15 protein-coding genes and 1 tRNA gene are annotated in these 19,853 nt (G+C 42.2%); 8 read left to right on the top strand and 8 right to left on the bottom strand.

Translation table 11 applies throughout. The annotated features are described in order from the left end of the window. From BUB52_RS15815 to BUB52_RS02240, 8 genes are all read left to right on the top strand, one after another. Window positions 1–234 (top strand): hypothetical protein (locus BUB52_RS15815; protein ID WP_394363694.1); only part of this gene is annotated, 234 nt, incomplete at its 5' end. 965 nt (window positions 235–1,199) lie between these two features. Further along, complete coding sequence (sppA, locus tag BUB52_RS02270; protein ID WP_009123302.1) at window positions 1,200–2,966, top strand: signal peptide peptidase SppA; 1,767 nt, start codon at window positions 1,200–1,202, stop codon at window positions 2,964–2,966. Between the two features lie 6 nt (window positions 2,967–2,972). After that, window positions 2,973–4,076 carry a tetraacyldisaccharide 4'-kinase gene (lpxK, locus tag BUB52_RS02265; RefSeq protein WP_009123301.1) on the top strand — a complete coding sequence of 368 codons (1,104 nt, stop codon included), beginning with the start codon at window positions 2,973–2,975 and terminating at the stop codon, window positions 4,074–4,076. After that, window positions 4,033–4,842: a purine-nucleoside phosphorylase gene (locus BUB52_RS02260; protein ID WP_073212585.1), complete on the top strand. Its 810-nt coding sequence runs from the start codon at window positions 4,033–4,035 to the stop codon at window positions 4,840–4,842. Before lpxK ends, BUB52_RS02260 begins: the two co-directional genes overlap by 44 nt. 111 nt (window positions 4,843–4,953) lie before the next feature. Continuing rightward, window positions 4,954–6,033 (top strand): thiamine-phosphate kinase, encoded by a 1,080-nt coding sequence (gene thiL / locus BUB52_RS02255; RefSeq protein WP_039951142.1) that lies wholly within the window; start codon window positions 4,954–4,956, stop codon window positions 6,031–6,033. A gap of 200 nt (window positions 6,034–6,233) precedes the next feature. Continuing rightward, a tRNA-Phe gene (locus tag BUB52_RS02250) sits at window positions 6,234–6,306 on the top strand. Between the two features lie 773 nt (window positions 6,307–7,079). Then, window positions 7,080–9,659: an SIR2 family protein gene (locus BUB52_RS02245; RefSeq protein WP_009123296.1), complete on the top strand. Its 2,580-nt coding sequence runs from the start codon at window positions 7,080–7,082 to the stop codon at window positions 9,657–9,659. 304 nt (window positions 9,660–9,963) lie between these two features. Further along, entirely contained in the window at window positions 9,964–10,401 is a 438-nt protein-coding gene (locus BUB52_RS02240; protein WP_009123294.1) for a PepSY-like domain-containing protein, read from the top strand. A 197-nt stretch (window positions 10,402–10,598) separates the two neighbouring features. Here BUB52_RS02240 and BUB52_RS02235 read toward each other — a convergent pair whose 3' ends face one another. The 8 genes from BUB52_RS02235 to BUB52_RS02200 all read right to left on the bottom strand — a co-directional run bounded on the left by BUB52_RS02235 (window position 10,599) and on the right by BUB52_RS02200 (window position 19,847). Next, the gene (locus tag BUB52_RS02235) at window positions 10,599–12,044 is read right to left on the bottom strand and encodes a fimbrillin family protein (protein WP_009123293.1); all 1,446 of its coding nucleotides are present in this window, start codon (window positions 12,042–12,044) and stop codon (window positions 10,599–10,601) included. A gap of 14 nt (window positions 12,045–12,058) precedes the next feature. Continuing rightward, a complete protein-coding gene (locus tag BUB52_RS02230; RefSeq protein WP_009123292.1) occupies window positions 12,059–13,774 on the bottom strand; it encodes a fimbrillin family protein in 1,716 nt (571 codons plus the stop codon). Window positions 13,775–13,931: 157 nt separating this feature from the next. After that, window positions 13,932–15,095: a fimbrillin family protein gene (locus BUB52_RS02225; RefSeq protein WP_073212582.1), complete on the bottom strand. Its 1,164-nt coding sequence runs from the start codon at window positions 15,093–15,095 to the stop codon at window positions 13,932–13,934. A gap of 48 nt (window positions 15,096–15,143) precedes the next feature. After that, window positions 15,144–16,169 (bottom strand): DUF5119 domain-containing protein, encoded by a 1,026-nt coding sequence (locus BUB52_RS02220; RefSeq protein WP_009123290.1) that lies wholly within the window; start codon window positions 16,167–16,169, stop codon window positions 15,144–15,146. Next, window positions 16,166–17,458, bottom strand: coding sequence for a DUF3575 domain-containing protein (locus BUB52_RS02215; protein ID WP_009123289.1), 1,293 nt, complete (start codon window positions 17,456–17,458; stop codon window positions 16,166–16,168). The genes BUB52_RS02220 and BUB52_RS02215 overlap by 4 nt, the downstream gene beginning before the upstream one ends. A 23-nt stretch (window positions 17,459–17,481) precedes the next feature. Further along, window positions 17,482–17,853 (bottom strand): hypothetical protein, encoded by a 372-nt coding sequence (locus tag BUB52_RS02210; RefSeq protein ID WP_009123288.1) that lies wholly within the window; start codon window positions 17,851–17,853, stop codon window positions 17,482–17,484. Window positions 17,854–18,235: 382 nt separating this feature from the next. Next, window positions 18,236–19,186 carry a tyrosine-type recombinase/integrase gene (locus BUB52_RS02205; protein WP_009123287.1) on the bottom strand — a complete coding sequence of 317 codons (951 nt, stop codon included), beginning with the start codon at window positions 19,184–19,186 and terminating at the stop codon, window positions 18,236–18,238. A gap of 187 nt (window positions 19,187–19,373) precedes the next feature. Further along, complete coding sequence (locus tag BUB52_RS02200; protein WP_009123286.1) at window positions 19,374–19,847, bottom strand: arsenate reductase/protein-tyrosine-phosphatase family protein; 474 nt, start codon at window positions 19,845–19,847, stop codon at window positions 19,374–19,376. Between the last annotated feature and the right edge of the window lie 6 nt (window positions 19,848–19,853).

Here is a 19,853-nt window from a genome sequence, read left to right as displayed (position 1 = left end):
TTGTATTGTTTATGTAAATCTGTTCAAAGATCGCTTCTTTTCGAAGAATGCTCCTTTTCAAAAGCGGATGCAAAGGTAAAAACTTTTAAGCATATACTCCAAATGTTTTCGGAAGTTTTTTTAATTTTTTTTCTCATTCAAAACAACTCTCTTGCGAAAGGGAGAACTGGGAAAAGGTTGTCTTTACCGCCCGGCTTTAAAAAAGTATTTCAATCAACGCTGCTTCCTTTTTGAAAGCGGGTGCAAAGGTAAGAACTTTATCTCATATCTTCCAAATGTTTTCGGAAGTTTTTTTCATTTTTCTTTTTAAAGGGGAAAGTTTCGAAAGAAACCAGCCGGTTAAGGAAGAAAAAAGTAAGGGTTCTTACTCCGTTTCTGTCAGAATGTCAATCAAACGCCGCTCCCGTTCTCGAAAGCGGATGCAAAAGTAGGGCTTTTTAGAATACACACCAAATATATCTTTCTCTTTTTCCAAATATTTTTGAAACTTTTTCCTAACTCGCTGATTAGTAAAGATGTTGTAGAGCATAAAAAAAGCAGGAAACAGGCTGATGAAAGGAAGGGACACATTATAATATATGCGCACGTGCGCGCGGGCAAGTAGGCGGGCGCGTATACAAGCGCACACGTGTATACATAACACGTATATATTCACAGAACCTTAAACACTCACGCTTTTATATAAACCTCAAATGGTTTATTGAGAAACAAGGAAGAACAGTTCTGAAATAACGGAAAGGTAAACGCTGGCGTCAACGGAAGTAAGAAACAAAAATATAAAGAACTATTCGTACCACGGCAGTGGTACTTAATTACTTCATCCGTGGTCTTTGCATACAACAGCCGTGGTACGAAAAGAACACGGGCGGGGTAAGATTAGTTTGCCGCATATCTATCTTCTTGAAAGTTCATATATCATCTACATTTATCAGATAATCCTTATCTATTAAAACATAACAAATATAGGAAAAATGATTTATCTCCACACATAGGGAAAGAAAGTAACCGAAGCTTCGTTTTCGGCATAATGACGATAATCCATCGGCGTTTACGAATACGGATAAATATGGCGGTACAAATAAAATATTAAAACCTCGGTGTGACAAAACCGAAAAATCATGCGACAGATAGAGAAAATATCAACCTAATTATTTATCTTTGTTAGCTTGAAAAGTTAGCATACCAAAAACAATAAAACAATGAAAGATTTCTTGAAATTTACGCTCGCCACCGTAACGGGTATTATCATATCGAGCGTCGTGTTGTTTTTCATCAGCATTCTCGTAGTTTTCAGCATGGTTTCATCCTCGGAATCGGAAACGCAAGTGCGTAAGAATTCCGTCATGATGCTGGACTTGAACGGTACACTGACCGAACGAAGCCAGGAGAATCCGCTGGATTTCCTTATGAAAGAAGACTACAAAACGTATGGACTGGACGATATTCTTTCTTCTATCAGGAAAGCGAAAGAAAATGAAGATATCAAAGGTATTTACATTCAGGCAACTTCACTGGGAGCCGGATTCGCTTCGCTGGAAGAAATTCGAGACGCGCTGAAAGACTTCAAGGAATCGGGTAAATTCATCGTGGCTTACGGCGATACTTACACGCAGAACCTTTACTACCTGTCCAGCGTTGCGGACAAAGTGCTGCTGAACCCGCAAGGTATGCTCGAATGGCGAGGACTGGCAGCTACTCCGATGTTCTTTAAAGATTTACTGGAAAAAATCGGTGTAGAGATGCAGATATTCAAAGTGGGTACATACAAATCCGCAGTAGAACCGTTCATCTCCACTGAAATGAGCCCCGCCAACCGCGAGCAGGTAAATGTATATCTGTCTTCCATTTGGGGACAGATTACGAGCTCCGTTGCCGAATCGCGCAACCTTTCTGTAGAAGCGCTGAATAAGGAAGCAGACCGCATGCTGATGTTCTACCCGGCAGAGGAGAGCGTGAAGAACGGATTGGTGGATACCCTGATATATAAGAATGATGTACGCGACTACCTGAAAAACATGGTAGGTATCGACAAAGACGACAACATGCCGGTGCTGGGTATTCAGGACATGATAAACGTAAAGAAAAACGTACCCAGAGACAAGAGCGGAAACGTGATTGCCGTATATTACGCGTATGGTGAGATTGACGGCGGTTCGTCCGCCTCTACCGACGAGGGCATCAATTCCGAAAAGGTTATCAAAGACTTGCGCAAACTGAAAGATGATGAAAATGTAAAGGCCGTCGTGCTGCGTGTGAACTCTCCGGGCGGTAGCGCATACGGTTCCGAACAGATATGGTACGCCGTAAACCAACTGAAAAAAGAAAAACCCGTAATCGTATCTATGGGTGACTATGCCGCATCCGGCGGTTACTACATCGCCTGCAACGCCGACACCATCGTTGCCGAACCTACCACGCTGACCGGCTCTATCGGCATCTTCGGAATGATGCCCAACGCCAAAGGGCTGACCGAAAAACTCGGTGTGAACTTCGACGTAGTAAAGACCAATCCGTATGCCGATTTCGGCAACCTGACCCGCCCGATGAACGATGGTGAGAAAGGATTGATGCAGATGTACGTCAACAAAGGTTACGAACTCTTCCTGACCCGTTGTTCCGACGGACGCGGCATCAGCATGGAAGAGTTAGACAAGATAGCGCAAGGCCGCGTATGGACCGGAAGCACTGCCAAAGAGCTGGGACTGGTGGACGAACTGGGCGGTCTGGACAAGGCTTTGGAGATTGCCATTGCCAAAGCGGGTGTAGACGCTTACACCGTAATGAACTATCCTAAGAAAGAGGGATTTTTGGAAAGCCTGATGAATACGAATCCCGGAAATTATATCAAGGTTCGCATGCTGAACGGAAAAATGAACGATGTGTACCGTCAATTCAGCATTATCGAGAACTTTGACAAGATAGACCGTATACAGGCACGTGTACCGTTTGAACTGAACATACAATAAATTTAAATGAGAGATGCATCCGTAAAAATACACCATTGGCTATATCCCCTGTCCTGGCTCTACGGGATAGGAGTATGCTTGCGAAATAAACTCTTTGACTGGGGCTGGCTCCGGTCAAAGAGTTTTGACGTTCCTGTGATATGTGTAGGCAATCTTGCCGTAGGTGGAACGGGCAAGACGCCACATACGGAGTATCTGATAAGGTTATTGCAGAATGAGGGCGTAAATGTGGCGACACTGAGCCGCGGCTACAAACGAAAAAGTAAAGGGTATGTACTGGCAACCGCCGAGAGCAGTGTACAGAAAATCGGTGACGAGCCGTATCAGATAAAAAGCAAGTTTCCGGACATACGGGTGGCGGTAGATGAAAACCGCTGTCATGGTATCGAGCAGTTGCTTAACTTGAAAAGTCCCGCTGTGGATGCAGTGCTGCTGGATGATGCTTTCCAGCATCGCCACGTAAAGGCGGGAATGAATATTCTGCTGACCGACTACCACCGGTTGCTTTGTGATGATGTCCTGTTGCCTGCGGGAAGACTGCGCGAACCTGCCTGCGGGAAGAACCGCGCCCAGATAGTCATTGTAACGAAGTGTCCGGATGACATCAAGCCGATAGACTTCAACATTATTACCAAAAGGCTGCATCTGTATCCGTACCAGCAATTGTATTTCTCCAGATTCCGCTATGGCTCGCTACTACCGTTATTCCCCGAAAAGACGAAAGAGAGAATATCCTGTACGGGAAGCGAGCAGGTACTACTCGTTACGGGCATCGCCTCTCCCGCCCCGCTGGTGGAAGAAGTGGAATCGTACACTCCCAATGTCAATCTGCTGGAATTCGGCGACCATCACGACTTCGGCGAAAAAGACCTGCAACTCATTGAGGAGCAATTTGCCCGGTTGAAAGAGGGTAAAAGACTGATTATCACAACGGAAAAGGATGCTACCCGACTGAAAAATCATCCGGCTCTGAACGAAACGCTGAAACCGTACATTTATGTACTCCCCATCGAAATAGAGTTTTTGCAAAATCAACAATATATATTTAACCAAAACATTATTGGCTATGTTAGAACGTATTCAAGAAACCGCAGCTTATCTGAAAGGTAAGATGCACACGCATCCTGAGACAGCGATTATCCTCGGAACCGGACTTGGCAGCCTTGCAGGCGAGATTACCGAGAAGTATGAAATAAAGTATGAGGATATTCCCAACTTCCCCGTTTCTACGGTAGAGGGACACAGCGGTAAGCTGATTTGCGGCAAGCTGGGCGATAAAGATATTCTGGCCATGCAGGGACGCTTCCATTTCTACGAGGGATATTCCATGAAAGAAGTGACGTTCCCGGTGCGTGTGATGCGCGAATTGGGCATCAAGACCTTATTCGTTTCTAACGCCAGCGGTGGTACGAATCCTGATTTTGAAATCGGCGACCTGATGATTATCACCGATCACATCAATTTCTTCCCCGAACATCCGCTGCACGGCAGGAATATTCCTTACGGCCCGCGTTTTCCGGATATGAGTGAGGCCTACGATAAAGAACTTATCCGTAAGGCGGACGCAATTGCCGCCGAAAAGGGTATCAAAGTACAACATGGCGTGTACATCGGTACGCAAGGGCCTACGTTTGAAACTCCGGCGGAATACAAAATGTTCCGTATCCTGGGTGCGGATGCGGTAGGTATGTCTACCGTTCCCGAAGTAATCGTTGCGAACCACTGCGGCATCAAGGTGTTCGGCGTATCGGTTATCACGGACTTAGGCGTGGAAGGTAAGATTGTAGAGGTGTCTCACGAAGAGGTGCAGAAAGCTGCGGATGCCGCACAGCCGAAGATGACGGAAATTATGAGGGAGTTGATTAACAGAGCGTAAGTAAACAAATAGTTGAAAGTTGATAGTCGGGAGTTGAAAGTTGCCGTGCAGTGTAAGTACGTAGTAACTATTCGCTTTCAACTATCAACTTTCACCTTTCAACTAATTAAGATGAGAACAGAAATAGCAACTCTCGGTGAGTTCGGCCTCATCCGCCACCTGACCGAGGGTATCGAATTAAAAAACGAATCAAGCCGGTACGGCATCGGTGATGATGCCGCCGTCCTCTCCTACCCGGCGGACAAAGAAGTGCTGGTTACCACCGATTTATTACTGGAAGGCGTACATTTCGATTTGACGTATGTGCCTTTGAAGCATTTGGGATATAAAGCGGCCATAGTGAATTTTTCCGATATATATGCCATGAACGGTACACCCCGGCAAATCACCGTTTCGTTGGGACTGTCCAAACGTTTCAGCGTAGAGGATATGGAAGAACTGTATGCCGGCGTCCGCCTTGCCTGTGAGGAATATGGCGTGGATATTGTGGGCGGTGACACGTCTTCTTCTTATACGGGGCTTACAATCAGCATCACTTGCATTGGAGAAGGTGAAAAAGGAAAGATCGTTTATCGCAACGGCGCCAAAGAGACTGACCTTATCTGCGTTTCCGGTGACTTAGGTGCAGCTTATATGGGTCTGCAACTGCTGGAACGTGAAAAGAGCGTCCTAAAAGGTGGCGACAAAGATTTACAACCTGATTTCGCAGGCAAAGAGTATCTGCTGGAACGGCAACTGAAACCGGAAGCCCGTCGCGATATTATTCAGAAATTGGCTAAAGAAGGTATTCAGCCTACTTCCATGATGGACGTTTCCGACGGATTATCTTCGGAATTACTGCATATCTGCACGCAAAGCAAGGTCGGTTGCCGCATTTATGAGGAGCATATCCCTATCGACTACCAAACTGCTGTTATGGCAGAGGAATTCAATATGAACCTGACGACTTGCGCCCTCAACGGCGGCGAGGATTACGAACTTCTGTTCACCGTACCTATTGCCGACCATGAGAAAGTGTCTGACATGGAAGGTGTCAAGCTGATAGGTCATATCACTAAACCGGAATTAGGTTGTGCCCTTATCACCCGCGACGGACAGGAATTTGAGTTGAAAGCACAAGGCTGGAACCCGCTTAAAGAGGAATCCGCTACTTCCGAGGCGACAGAGGATATGGAAGATTCTAAAGAATAGAACTGAAAAGCAAAGGGTAGAGCTGAAAAGCCGAGTAAAAAACGGACAAACAATGTTCTTACAAAGTTTTTCAGTATTTTTTCTAAAATAAAAAACGCTGATACTTAGCCACGTAGCCAATTATCAGCGTTTTTTATCTCTTAACCTCTTGCATAGTCCAAAACTTTCACTACCTTTGCAACCGCAAAAGAGATAGAAATGGTGCCATAGCTCAGTTGGTAGAGCAAAGGACTGAAAATCCTTGTGTCCCCGGTTCGATTCCTGGTGGCACCACTTGAAAATAAGAATAAAACGTTGTAAATGAATAATTTACAGCGTTTTTTTTATTTATCCTCGGTAAAACATTTATAGAAAGTTTTGGGATTCTACTTTTTTATACAAATAAAAGAGAATCAAATCTTCACCCACTAAATAAATCACTAACTTTGTATCGCCATTACAAAAATCTATGCTGAATACTGAAAAGCCTGCACTTGATTAACAAAATAGTATATAGAATTCCGCGTATACATAAATCCATAAAGGATACTAATGTATCCGAATCAGAGTTTCATACAGAGGAAATACTTACAGCAGTGTTCAAAAAAGGTACAGTATCAAAAATGAAGTTATAAATGATACTGTAAATGATACCATAAACTCAAAAGAACAGGAAGTCCTAAATATCATCAAGCAGTATCCTAAATTTAATCCGTCCAAAATAACAAAGCTAATAGGAAAGAGTATCTCTGCTACAAAACGTTACTGTAATACTCTAATTAAATTATCGCTATTCAAATAAAAGTTCTTTTACGTGTAAAATAAGTTTTTTAATTTTAATCATCTAATAAATGCAAACTATTTACACTCCATATAATAGCTTGATAGAAAAATCTTTTCTGTATTAATAGCTAATCTATAACTTATGAACATAACACAAAGTAATCTATCATCTGAAAAATAAAAATTGAACAATACAAATATTTATCAATATTCTTTCATAAAAATATTCTTAAAGTCTTATCTTTGTAAAGATATACATTTTTACAAAACCTATAAATTACATTATGGAAAACATTAAAGATATACTATTTGAGTTAAGGCATAAAGAAAAGAAAATATCAGATATAGTTAGATTTCTAAGTATCAGATGTGATGATACCCCCAACTATTCTCTATTAATGGGGGCTGGATGTTCTATTACTTCAGGAATAAAATCAGGAACTCAATTAATAAATGATTGGAAAAAGGAAATTATTGAATATGCCGATGATTATGACACTAGTATCACCCCTGATGAATATTTCGAAAAACAAAATTGGTTTGATGAAAGAAATCCATACTCCTCTCTCTTTGAAAAACGATATGATTTACAACGCCAAAGAAGGGCCTTTGTTGAAAATGAAGTTGCTAATAAAAATCCTTCAATAGGATATGCATATTTAGTAAAACTTATCGAGAACAACTATTTTAACGCTATATTTACAACTAATTTTGATGATTTATTAAATGAAGCTTTCTATAGATTTTCTAATGTACGCCCTGTCGTATGCGCTCATGACTCTGCCATAACAAGTATAACAGTAACTTCTAAACGTCCCAAAATAATCAAATTACATGGAGATTATTTATTTGAGGATATAAAAAGCACTCTAAGAGAAACTGAATCTTTAGAAGGAAATATGAAAAATAAATTTATTGAATTCTCAAAAGATTATGGATTAATTGTTGTAGGATATGCAGGCAATGACCGATCCATTATGGACATATTATCATTCCTCTTAAAAAAAGAAGAATTTTTCAAAAATGGTATATATTGGTGCATTAGAAAGGGAGATGAATGTATTTCAGACGATTTAAAAAAATTATTATGGAAAGACAAAGTATATTTCGTTCAAATAGATGGATTTGATGAATTAATGGCTGAACTAAACAAACGTCTAAACAAAGGTGTATTACCTATTGATAATGCAATTTTAAGTAGTGAACATCAAATAAAACTAATAAAAAGTTTAACATCAAATGAATATGTAGCAAAATCTAACTCGCAAATAATTCAAGAAGATTCTAAAAGGCTAAAGAAAATGGTCAGTCATAATATCTTCGAAGATTTTTTTAAGCACGTTGATATAAAAAAAGAAAGAAAGAAAAATAACACTACTAAAAAAGATAATTCACCACTAATAAAAGATGAAGAAAAAAAAGCCTTAAATAAAATTAGAATTTTATTTATGGAAGATGAAATAGAAGAAGCTTTAAAATTAATCGATGAACAAAATCTTGAAAAAATAGAAAATATAAGATTCAAAACTGAATTATTAGAAATGAAATTATCTATACTTCACGATATGAATCTTGAGAATAGTATCCAATATAAATCAACAATAGATTTACTTATTGCAATTAATCCTAATACGGAAATGTATTATTTAGATGCAGTAAATTCATTTCCTTGTATAAAAGACAAAATAGAATATATAAACAAAGCAATATCAATATATCCTACAGATTATAGCTTATATAGGAAAAAAGGAGATTTCATGGTTGACTATTATAACTCTTTAGTAAAAAAAGAAGAATCTGACATAACAGTGGAATCAATAACAGAGTGTTATCTTGCTAGCATAAAATTAGATGGAAGTATTTTTAATACTTCGTGGGTAAATCTATGCAATTGGTATAACCATCTGTATGAAAAAGAAAATGAAAAAAGGAAAGACAAAGTATTAGAATTACTCAATGAATATGAAAAACAAAATAAATACCACCCAAACTACTTAAAAGTTTGCTATCAATATAGAGATATAATAAACAAAGAAGTTGATCAACTTCTAATTGATGGATATAAATTTGCAAAAGAAGCAGATGCCCCTGTGTGGGTAGAATCTATACTACTAATCTTATTAGATTATTTTATCAACAAAGATAAAATTAATGAAGTCAATAAGTTTATGCACGAATTTGAAGATGAATATAATCCATCCTATGATTATTTATTAAAAAAAGCTATCATTTTAGCAAAACATTTTGATAATATTTCAGAAGCCATAAAAATACTTGAGGATATTGGAGAAGATAGTTATATTCATAATAATATGCTAATTAAATTATATGCAATTACAAAGGAAAAAGAAAAAGCTAAAAAAATTGCTGATAAATTCTCTACAATTGAACCAGATATTTTATTTTTATATTATATAGAATTTGAGGAATACGAAACAGCTTGTGACTTAATCGAAGAATATTGGATAAAACATAAAAGAGAAATCAGTACACTCATCAGTTATTCTTATGCAAAATTAAAGTTAAAACGATATAAAGACGTTTATTGGGAACTAAAACAATATTACGACAATCCCCAAACCTGCATACCCGCACTTGCCATTAATTACTTTATTGCAGATATCAAACATAATAAACTCGATGAAAAGAAAATAAAAAATAAAATTCTCAATAATAAAGAATTGTATGATAATGACGTTATAGCTGCTGCTTATTCACTGATTGGGGATATTCCAAATGCTTTAGATTATCTATCAAGAGCAATAAAAGAGGACAATATGCTTAAATATTCTGTACAAGATTGGCCTGCATTTGAAAATTGTAGAGAGGACAATCGATACAAAAAACTTGTAGGTATACAATAATATTTGGTAACCATATATTGCCTTACAGTGTGATTTTTTGCTAAGAAATAGAATATGTTAGAAGATAAACCCTCTATAAGTCGTATAATCGTTTATAGAGGGTTTTACTATTAAGATAATATATAGCTACTTTTATAAATTAAAATCACATTCGTTTTTAAGAAACAAAGTATTTTTCTTTTCAAGAAAAATACTTAAAAAAAATAGAGAGTTATGTTCCTTTTCCCAATTCTTTCCAGATTTCCTTACCATCTTTGCAATATAGAAAACAAATAAAGTATTAATCATTAAAAAATAAGGAAGTATGAAAAAGTTAATTATGATGTTGGTTTGTATGTTTGCGGTGCACACAATGGTTATGGCGGATAATGATAAGCCGATACAGGTAAACCAATTGCCAGCGAAGGCGCAGACATTTATCAAGACTTATTTCAAGGATCACAAGGTGGCAATGGCGAAATTGGAGTCGGGAATGTTTTATAAAAGCTACGATGTGGTGTTTACGAATGGAGAAAAAGTGGAATTCGATAAATCGGGAGAATGGAAAGAAGTACGATGCAGACAAAGTGAAGTGCCTGCACAGATTGTACCGGAAGCTATCCGTAACTATGTAAAGACAAACTACCCGGATGCAAGAATTCTCCAAATAGAATATGATGATAATGAATATGAGATAAAGTTATCGAATCGCTGGGAAATTACATTCGACTCTAAAATGAGAGTCATTGATATTGACGATTGATAAAATAGACAATTGATAAAGATAAAGAGAGTATGTCAGAATTTTCAAATGACATACTCTCTTTATTTTTTATACAATATACAAGGGAGCTAACCTATGGGCACGTCTTGTCGCTGACTTGACAGGCTCTTATCAGCGACAAGAGCAAACGGATTCTTTTCGATTAGCTGCACCTATTTTACTGATGATAAAAAGGATTAGAAAGTAAGCATTGCACGAATAAGATGGGCTTCAGTTTTAGCATACCGATACACACTGCCTGTATTTCCTGTTACCCGCCCATTACAATGAGTAGTTGTATTATAGCCGGATTCGGTACCCGATATATACGTACCTGAAATTGTAGTGCTACCGGGTATTCTACTCAAAAAAGTATTCAAAGTAGCAGCATTATCGACAAAGTCCAATACGGGATTTAGAGAAGGGAAATGCCATCCGCTGGTCATTCCTGTAGGAACAGGAGTATGTTCCACACACCATGAGCAAGCAGGAAAGGACTTGCCTTCAGCCATACCTGCCAATAAGTTCTTCGTATAAACGTAGCCCTGATATTCATACCAAGAAGTACCATTCCAACTTTTCGAGTTATCTCCCCAAGACTTATTTGCCTGGTCGAGAGACAGTACATATCCATGCACGGCTAACAATTTCCCGTCATATCTATTTGGATCACTATCCCACTTTCCCGCTCCCACCTTAAACACAATGCCTATACATGGATTCGATGCAAGATTATAAAACGTAGAATCTCCGGGCAGAATAGAACCGTCCTGATAATAAAAATCACCTACTTTCAAATCACGTTGAGTAGCGGCCTCTTCCCTATGTAGTTTTATCAGATGATATTTTCCGGCCGAAGTCTGTTTTACGGTAGTGCTGTAACTATATTCTTTGTTAATCTCACCAGCATTATAGCTGACACTGACGGAATAAGGCGTTGAGCCGGGCGGAACAATATATCTGTAAACACCCACCGAAGAAACAAATGCCAGATTGTTTTGCAATATGTCCGTACCGCCTATGTCGATGCTGCTGCAAGCTATCGGTTCGAAATATTCATAGCCGCCGGTTGTCACATAGGAGTTACTTTTTATATCCACTACTATCACAGACATTTTGTGTTTCAATGTCAACGTCAGTTTGGGAGAGTCGGTATCGGCATCCGCAACTTCTCCCGTACCGGTCATTAAATCGGAAGCGGTATAATCGGCTTTGTCACTTTGGTCTTGCTTCGGAGTAAACTTATCTATGATGGTCTGTTCGCCGGAAGCATCATCCATACTTGCCGAGTATGGATAATAGGCATAATAAGTGACCCCGGCATAATTATAATGATGGATTGTGTTGTCCGTATCTACCGGGTTCCATTGAGTGCCGCTGTACGTGTAAGGAATGTTATTATCCAATATTATACCGTCGTCCGCAATGGCGAAAATCCCTATCCGGTCGCCGGCGGCAAAGGTGGTGGAATACCCGATATCGGTGGTACGGGTCGCCATACCCTCATCGGAAGAAAAGTCCGCCGCCGTAACTGCCACCGTCAACAATGACGATTGTCCACCGACGATTTCTTCATCTCCCGTACATCCCGACAGTAGGGCGGCTGCCCACAAAAACAGTGTGATATATGTTCGTTTCTTCATTTTTTTCTTTGTTTTTAGAAAGCAAGTACAGGGATGTGTCCTCCTGTTTGGCATCGGCTGTCATAAGGCACTTTCGCATAGAGCAATCGTTGAATAAGCGCTCCGCCACCGTAAAACATTATTGCCCAGGCTCTATCTCCACTCTCATTCGAACTATAATAAATGCACCAGTTGGAAAGCCCTACGGTTGAACCTGTGGCTTTCCCCATATGGCTGCCTATATTAGTCAAACCGTTATTACTGACACCCCCACCTATGTTATTAAATATGGAAACCAACTGTCCGGCAGACGGAAGATACCAGCCGCTTGTCGTAGCGGGAGCGGGTACATTGGCGTTGTGTGTAACGCAGGTGTTGTTGAATGCCGGAAAGTTGGTGTTGTTTGCCGTCCATTCCGCATCCGCCATCAACTGTTGGCAGTGAGTATAACCATCAAAATCGCTTTCACCGCCACCATCGGGAATGGCAGTGTTATACCCCGCATTTCTCGCCCAGCTTCCATCCGCTTTATTACCGGTATAGTATTTCAATCCCATGGCATAGCCGTGCGTCCATCCGTTCGCCTTATCCGTATCGCTGGCGGTGGTATGGAACACGATACCTATCACGTTTCTGGAAATTCCGGTGCTGGGATTGATCAATACCGGAGCAGGGAACGGTGTTTCCCACTGCCGCTGGTTGGTACCGGTGACGTACATCCTCAGGCCGCCGTCGCTCCACGACCCGTCATCATAGAAGTAATCGCCCACTTTCAAATCATCCGGATAGTAAGTACAGACATCATAACTGTTGCCTGTATCTCTTTCCCAGTCGGTGACGCCGGCTGTTACAGTGGCGGTTCTCTCCGACAGGTTTATCGTATAGACGATGTGTGTTCCCGCTGTCCACAAGGGCGCAGAGGAAAGTGGCAACGCGGAGAACGTCCGGGTCAGTACATCGGTTCCGGTTGTGGTTTTCACTGTATAGGCTATGGAGTAAGTGGCGGTGACGGTGGCTGTCGGCAGCAGAAAGAATGTGGCAATTTCCCGTTCCCGGTCTGTCGCTGCAAACTTCAGGTCGGTGGTGGTTGCGGGGGGATAGCCATAATTACCTGTTACATTCTTCCACTCGAAACCACCGTCTTTAAAATGAAGTTCGCCACTGGTAGCCGCATTGATAGAGAGTGAAGTGATTTCCTTGACGTATTTATCTCCGCTTTTTACTTTGAGGGTAACTTTTGTCAAAGCATGACGCAGGGTGAAATTGACATCTCCGGCATTCTTATCCGCAAACGGAGCGGTAGCCAGCAGGTCTGTCTGGTCTTTTTCTGCCTGAGCCACCGTATAAGTGAGATACGGATAGCCTTTCTGCGTGTTTGCACAGGGAGTCAGGCCGCTTGCGTTATGCGGTGCATAGGCAAAGAAGCTGACTTTGTCATTTGTATTCGTCGGCCAGTATTTTACGGGGGTATAGCTCCATGCGGTTCCATTGCGGGTTACCAACTGATTGTACATAAAGTTGGGAGTGGAAGCAGACGCGTTGAAACCTCCGCCTTCGGTGAGATAGGCGAAAACACCCATGGTGGCGGGTAAATCATCCGAGGCATAACGGGTGTTCGCATCGTTCATCGCAGGAGAGAAACCTATCGGGACGAAAGGTTCCGATACAGGTTCGTCAACCGAGGTGCAGGCGGCAAATGCCGTAACAAGCAGGCAGGACGAGGCAAGGAGTAAAAAGTTCATTCCCTTCATATTCAAATCTTTATACTTAATCGGTGTATAAAGGTTTTAATATGTTGGAAATGAAATAGCAGGTATTTCATCCCCAACATATCAAAGACCTCTCTTTTTCAGTTTTTTTAATCAGGAAGCGGCCGGGTGGGACGCCGCTTCCTGTGAGAAAGACAATTCAGACAGTGATGTTTCCTGGCGTTTCGCTTCCCCAATTTTCGACAGCAGGTGTGAGAATCTTAACCTCATTGATACCGAATTCGATGGTGTATTTGTATGCTACCCCTTGTTTCAACGCTCCGGCAGGCAATTTAGCATCGGTAGTGTGATGCGTAATGGCATATCCTTTGCCGAGTGCGGTATCTACGGTTACAATATCATAATCGAACCGGATAGTCACATCACCTGCCGAAGCTGTGCCGGCTCCCGCTTTGGCGGTTTCGGGTATCAGGAACAAGTATTCATTAGAAATAAATAATGTTATGGGAGTAGTATTCGATGTCAGTTTTACCGCATCGTATTTATTGCTTGTCTGGTCTGCCGGAGTATTTACTATCGCTTTCTCATCGGTAAGCGCCAGCACTTTAGTGATATCGTAATCGTCGGTTGCCGTTACCTTGCCGCTCCAGGATTCATCCGCACAATCCAGAACGCCGCTCTTATAGAACTTGGGGCTTGAAGATTGCAAGATTTTGGCGGTTCTCACCATGACGTAGGTAGTACCTTTAGCTCCTGTGGTGGTTGACAACTCTACGCTCGGTTTAGCCTCGAAAGTCAATCTTGACAACACGTGCCGGAAAGTAAATGTGACACCGCTTGCGCTATTGGCATGTGTACGGTCTTGCGTGGCGCTTGCATCGTTCTTAGCTACCACAAAGTCTGTCATCTTGGCAGCATCATTCATAGATTCAATGGTAAAAGTCAGTTTGGGCGCATTGGTGATGCTACCTACTGCCGGTACGGTCACTCCGCTACCGCTAAGAGTGCTGTGAGGACCGTAGGCGAAAAACGTCACCTTTTCCTCATCTTTCGGCCAATACTTCACGGGAGTATACGTCCACGCAGAACCATTGGAGCTTTCCACCTTTTGGTTGTACATGAAGTTAGGTCCGGCGCCGGAAGCAGCCGCTGCCCACGACTGACTATTGGTGTGATAGGCAAATACACCGAAGCCTGTTTTCAAAGCGGTCACATCGGTTTGCGTCCCTTTGGTCTGTACACCGCTGTACACATTGAAACCCACCGCCGGATTGGCATCCGGGCTCATTTCAGTAATCTCATTCTGCGAGCAGCCTGCCAACAGCAGCGCCGCTGCAACTGTCAATAAATTCCTTGTTCTCATTGTCATAAAATTAATGTATCAATTATTTTTTATTATACGCATATATTATCATACTTTGATGTCGCCTTTCTGTTCCTCTCCCCAATCTTCCACTTTCGGATTAAAACCCGAATCGCCGCCATCTTCCGGTTTCACATCGGGAACCTTATCCGTCTGTACTTCCAAAGTAAGGATAAGCGTACCTTCTTCACTGACATCTTCCGAGATATCCAACCCCGTGAATTCCTGTTCATAGGTGCTCTGTCCGTCCACCAGTCGAGCCTGTATGCTCACGTCGTGCGGACGGTCGGGATTGAACGCAAAAGAATTGAAAGTAGTCTCCATTGTACCGTTGAAAGGCGAATCGGGATAGTATACGGGATTGTCCAGTTCAAAACGCTGCGTCAAGGTTTGCTGTGAAACCTCTCCCGTGGCAAGGAATACGGAAGATGACACCCCGTTTATGGTAGCCACTGCGCTGCGCACATTATTCAGCCCTTTGATGTGTACCGTTACCTGCAACTCTTCAATGAGTTGGCGGGGAGTAAAGCAAAGAGAACAGTCTTCCGCAGCAGGAATGCCGGCTTTCATCACATCACTGTAATTTCCAAGCATATCTTCGGTCACTTCAAAGCTTTCTATACGGTCGGCGCAAAGCGTTTCGGGACTGTCCGCCAACTCGTCCGCACGACTTTCCGCACGGCTGGCATAGGCTTCGAGCGTACGATAGCTATCGCTGCCCCGGAACGCAATGCAGGCAAAGTCATCGAAAGAGCGATTAAAAAGAACGGCATTGTAACGCCCTTCCGGCAAGCGAACTTTGGCATATTCACGGTTTCCCATAAGCACGACTTTCGGAATTCCGCCATTCTCGGGATAAAATATTGCGGTAGCTCCATAGGCAGCCTCCTCATCGTCCAGTCCGGACTCGCTCCAATCGGCATGGATTTCGATTTCGGATTCCATGTAATAGGTCAGTTCACGACGGTCGCAACCTGCAAGACACAATGATAAAAAGATACAGCACAGGGAATATAATGCAAATATTCCTGCCTGCCTATCGTCTGTCTGTCTATCACTTATCACTTTTTTCATTTCTTCCCTCCTTTCATCTTACGGTTGAGCATCCATACAAGAGAAATCTTTGCTTTAGTAGGACCAATCCATGTATAGCGTCCATTGTTCTGCCATAATAGGGTTTGATAACTGTCGCGGGCGTGGTAGTGCTCGTATCCTGTACGCAGAAGCCCTATACCGAGACTGAATTCCAGATTGAGGTTACGGACTATGCGCATACTATATCCGTAACTGACGCCTGCCGCTATGAAGAACTCGCCCTGATAGCCGTTTTTGTCCCATTGAAGGTCGTACTTGCCACCACCCGCATACAAACCGAAGAAATGGCCGGTAAGCACACGGCGGTTACTGCGGTTACCCAACCAGTAACGGCCTTCCACTCCGCCGGAGAGAATCTGCAAGCAGTATTTATCACCATCGAAAAGCCACCACGGGAACATCAGTTCGCCATTCACCGACCAGCGTTCGCCGATAGGAACTTCCAATTCTACATTCGGCATAAAGGCAAAGTCGAACAAAAGGTTGGTTTTCAAAGCGATAAAGGGACGTTTGGGAACTTTCCCGGTAAAAGCGGGAGATACGTTCCGCGTCGTACCTTCCCTGCCGGATACGGTTAAATCGTTCGCTCTCTTTACGCATGAGGAGGAAAAGATATTCCGGTAATTCCCGATACGACAAAGAGAGGTGAGAGTTTCTTTCCGTACGCCCTCAAGGATCGTAGTAAATCGGGGCTTTTTCAGCCATACCGTACAGACGGACGCATTTCGTAATTCCGGCAGAATGTGCCGTCGGATATATCGGTAGGCAGCTCCGCCACCCACTGTTCTCAAACGAATCTCCATCACTCCGGCACTCACATTGGAAGCGAGGATTTCCATCACTTGCTTGCGACAAGGCATATCAGGAGAGTTTTCAATAAGAGGAAGCAATGCCCTCCATTCTGCCACACCGGCACCCGTATGGATGGAACGTTGGTTCAGATGGGGGTATTTCCATACAAGATAGCCTTTCATGGCCTTTGCACGACGACGTGCCAAAGCGTGATTGTATACCCCGTTGCCATCGGGCGAGGAATAGGCGTGAATGTCGATAGTATCGATTTCGGCAGCAGTAAGACTGTCTGACAACAGTTCCTGCAATGCACGGAGAGTGTGGTTGCTATTACGATAGCCGCTATCCACAAGTGAACGGTCGAAACGGAAATGCAGAATAAAGTCTTTCTTTTCCGTCCCCAAATTCTGTGCCCGGACAGTCGTTACTATCAGAGCAAGCAGAAAAATTGTGCTGATGATTCGTCTTATATACATTATTATATATGGGGGATAATCGGTTACAGATCGTTTAACTTTATTTCTTCCAGATAGAGCCGCGTCATGTGGTTGACCACTCCGAGTTTTTTAGCCGTATTGCCGTAACGCAAGTAAAAATCCTCGGTAGCGGGATGAGTGCAATTAAGATGTTCACCCGTGGCTTCAAGGATGTCGAGCAACGAGATATTCACCGAAGGGCGTGTCAGTTCATAAGAAGTAATCTTACCCTTCTCTTTACCCGGAATAAGTCTGATGATTTTTCCCATCTCCAACTGTTCCAGCAATTCAGATACAATATTCGTAGAGAATAACCTGCCAAGTGAGTGCGACTCATGGGAGGTCGCAATGGAATGTAAGATAGTGATCGCTACCTGTGTCTGTATCGTCAACATAGTAATCAAGTTTTGTTTGTTTGCTGTTACTCCGTAAGTAACGGGTAAAGAGAATATTACTCCGTAAGTAACAGGAATACACAAACACAAGAAATATAAAGCGTTATAGGCATGACAAAGATGTTTATTACAGAAAACCAGTTGAAAAATGGCATAGGAAATAGCGTATCCATGTTAAGTATTAGAACTTGGAGTAGAGATTCATGTGCGTTCTCATAGTCAGAAAGACTGCATTATGTTAATTTGTCGTTTTGCTTGTTTGCGTAAACTATGTTTTAGTCCCTATTCATTACAAAAATCAATTTTTATAATTTGTTTTCATAAAAAAGTTCATATCTTTGCAGAGAGTTATCATTCCGTTACTTACGGATTAACAGATACTTTACGCTCTATTCCACAGCGTTTTTCTTCCCGAATAAATGTAATTAATTATCAAACGATTTGCTTTATCAAGCTCATCGCCCTCAAAGCTTTTCAGATAGGTACGGGTTACTTCCAACGATGAGTGCCCCAGCCCTTCCGAAATAACCTCTTCAGGTACTTGGCAGTATTTGGCAAGTGTAGCCCAAGTGTGACGGGCGGTGTATGAGCTAACCTTTACCCCCTCCAAACCACAACACTCCGAAAGGCGGGACAGATGGAAGTTTAAAGAACGCAGCTTATCGCGATATTCATGGAATGCGGCTTCACCACTTCGCTTGCCGCTAAGTATATTCAGCAAATAGGGTGAATCGGCATCACTACTTTTATAGCGGTCTATCAAACGCATCGTTTCGGGGAGCAATCTGACACAAAGCTCCGTACCCGTCTTGCGACGACGGCAGATAAGCAAATCGCCGTTCAGATTTCCTTTATGCAGATGCGCCAAATCAGCGTAGGGCATCCCTTGCAAAAGCAACATCAAAGCCAGCGTGTCCTGCGCTTCGCACACATCCGGAGAAAGGCGGTTACGAAGATTCTTATCCAGCAGATTATTCATCTGTACCGCCGTCACCGCCAGTTTGCGCCCGGATGAAACTCCTGTCTTCATCCCGGCAAACAGGCGGTATTCACCCGCTATCAATCCACAATCGACCGCACGATTGTACACCGCACGCAACACACGTACATAAGTGGAAATCGTATTATAACTTCGTTGTAAATCATCCAGATATTCCTGAAAACGCTTCAACCAGCGGCGTGTCAGCGCACCGAAAAAGATTTCACCGCCACCGACAAAATCGGTAACAGCCGCCAAAGCATACTTGTAAATGTGGGCAGTAGCAAACCGCTCTTCCTGCCTCAACCCATCCATGACTTCGTGCATGAATCCTGTAAAACTTTCTTGTTTCATAAAACAATTTTTAAAGAGTTAAACATTCATACTCACCATTTTAATAAAATAAAAGGTGAGAAAACACGAAGGAAGGCAAAAAGATTCGGAAAAAGAGAGTAATAAGGAAGAAAATATGATTACCTATCCCTATTTTTAGGTATTCTTTTTGTTGTTCATGCACATCTTGTCTATGTGACACAAGAGGTTATTCGCAACGGCAATAAGTATTTACACCGCACGTACAACGAGGCAATAGTTGCTCACTCAATTCATCGCGATAGAACTCGTACAGTTGTCGATACATTGTTTCATAGAGGGTTGCTATTTGTTGCTCTTGTTCACTCTCACTTTGAAAACGATTTTTAAAAGGGTCTTCAAAATTAAAATGCGCTTGCCGTTTGGCATTGAGGGTAAGGAAGCTCAGTTCTTCCTCAGCTTCTTTACACAAGGTAACAACATAGTCCCATGACCGATGTGCATATGCTCCGACACCAAAAGGCTTTTTACGCGATATGCCATAACCATTCTGCTCCATCACATTGCATACAGCATCGGGAACGCAATTTCCTTCCATAACTCCTGCCGTAGAAATATTCATCCCTCTGCCAAATGCGTGCAGGAGTTCTTGTGCGATACGGCTACGGCACGTATCTTCATTACTTATTAATAATATATCCATTGTGTG

The organism is Bacteroides clarus YIT 12056, assembly GCF_900129655.1.
Taxonomy (GTDB): domain Bacteria; phylum Bacteroidota; class Bacteroidia; order Bacteroidales; family Bacteroidaceae; genus Bacteroides; species Bacteroides clarus.
The sequence above is the reverse complement of the archived record's forward strand: the minus strand, read 5'-3'. Positions and strand labels throughout refer to the sequence as shown.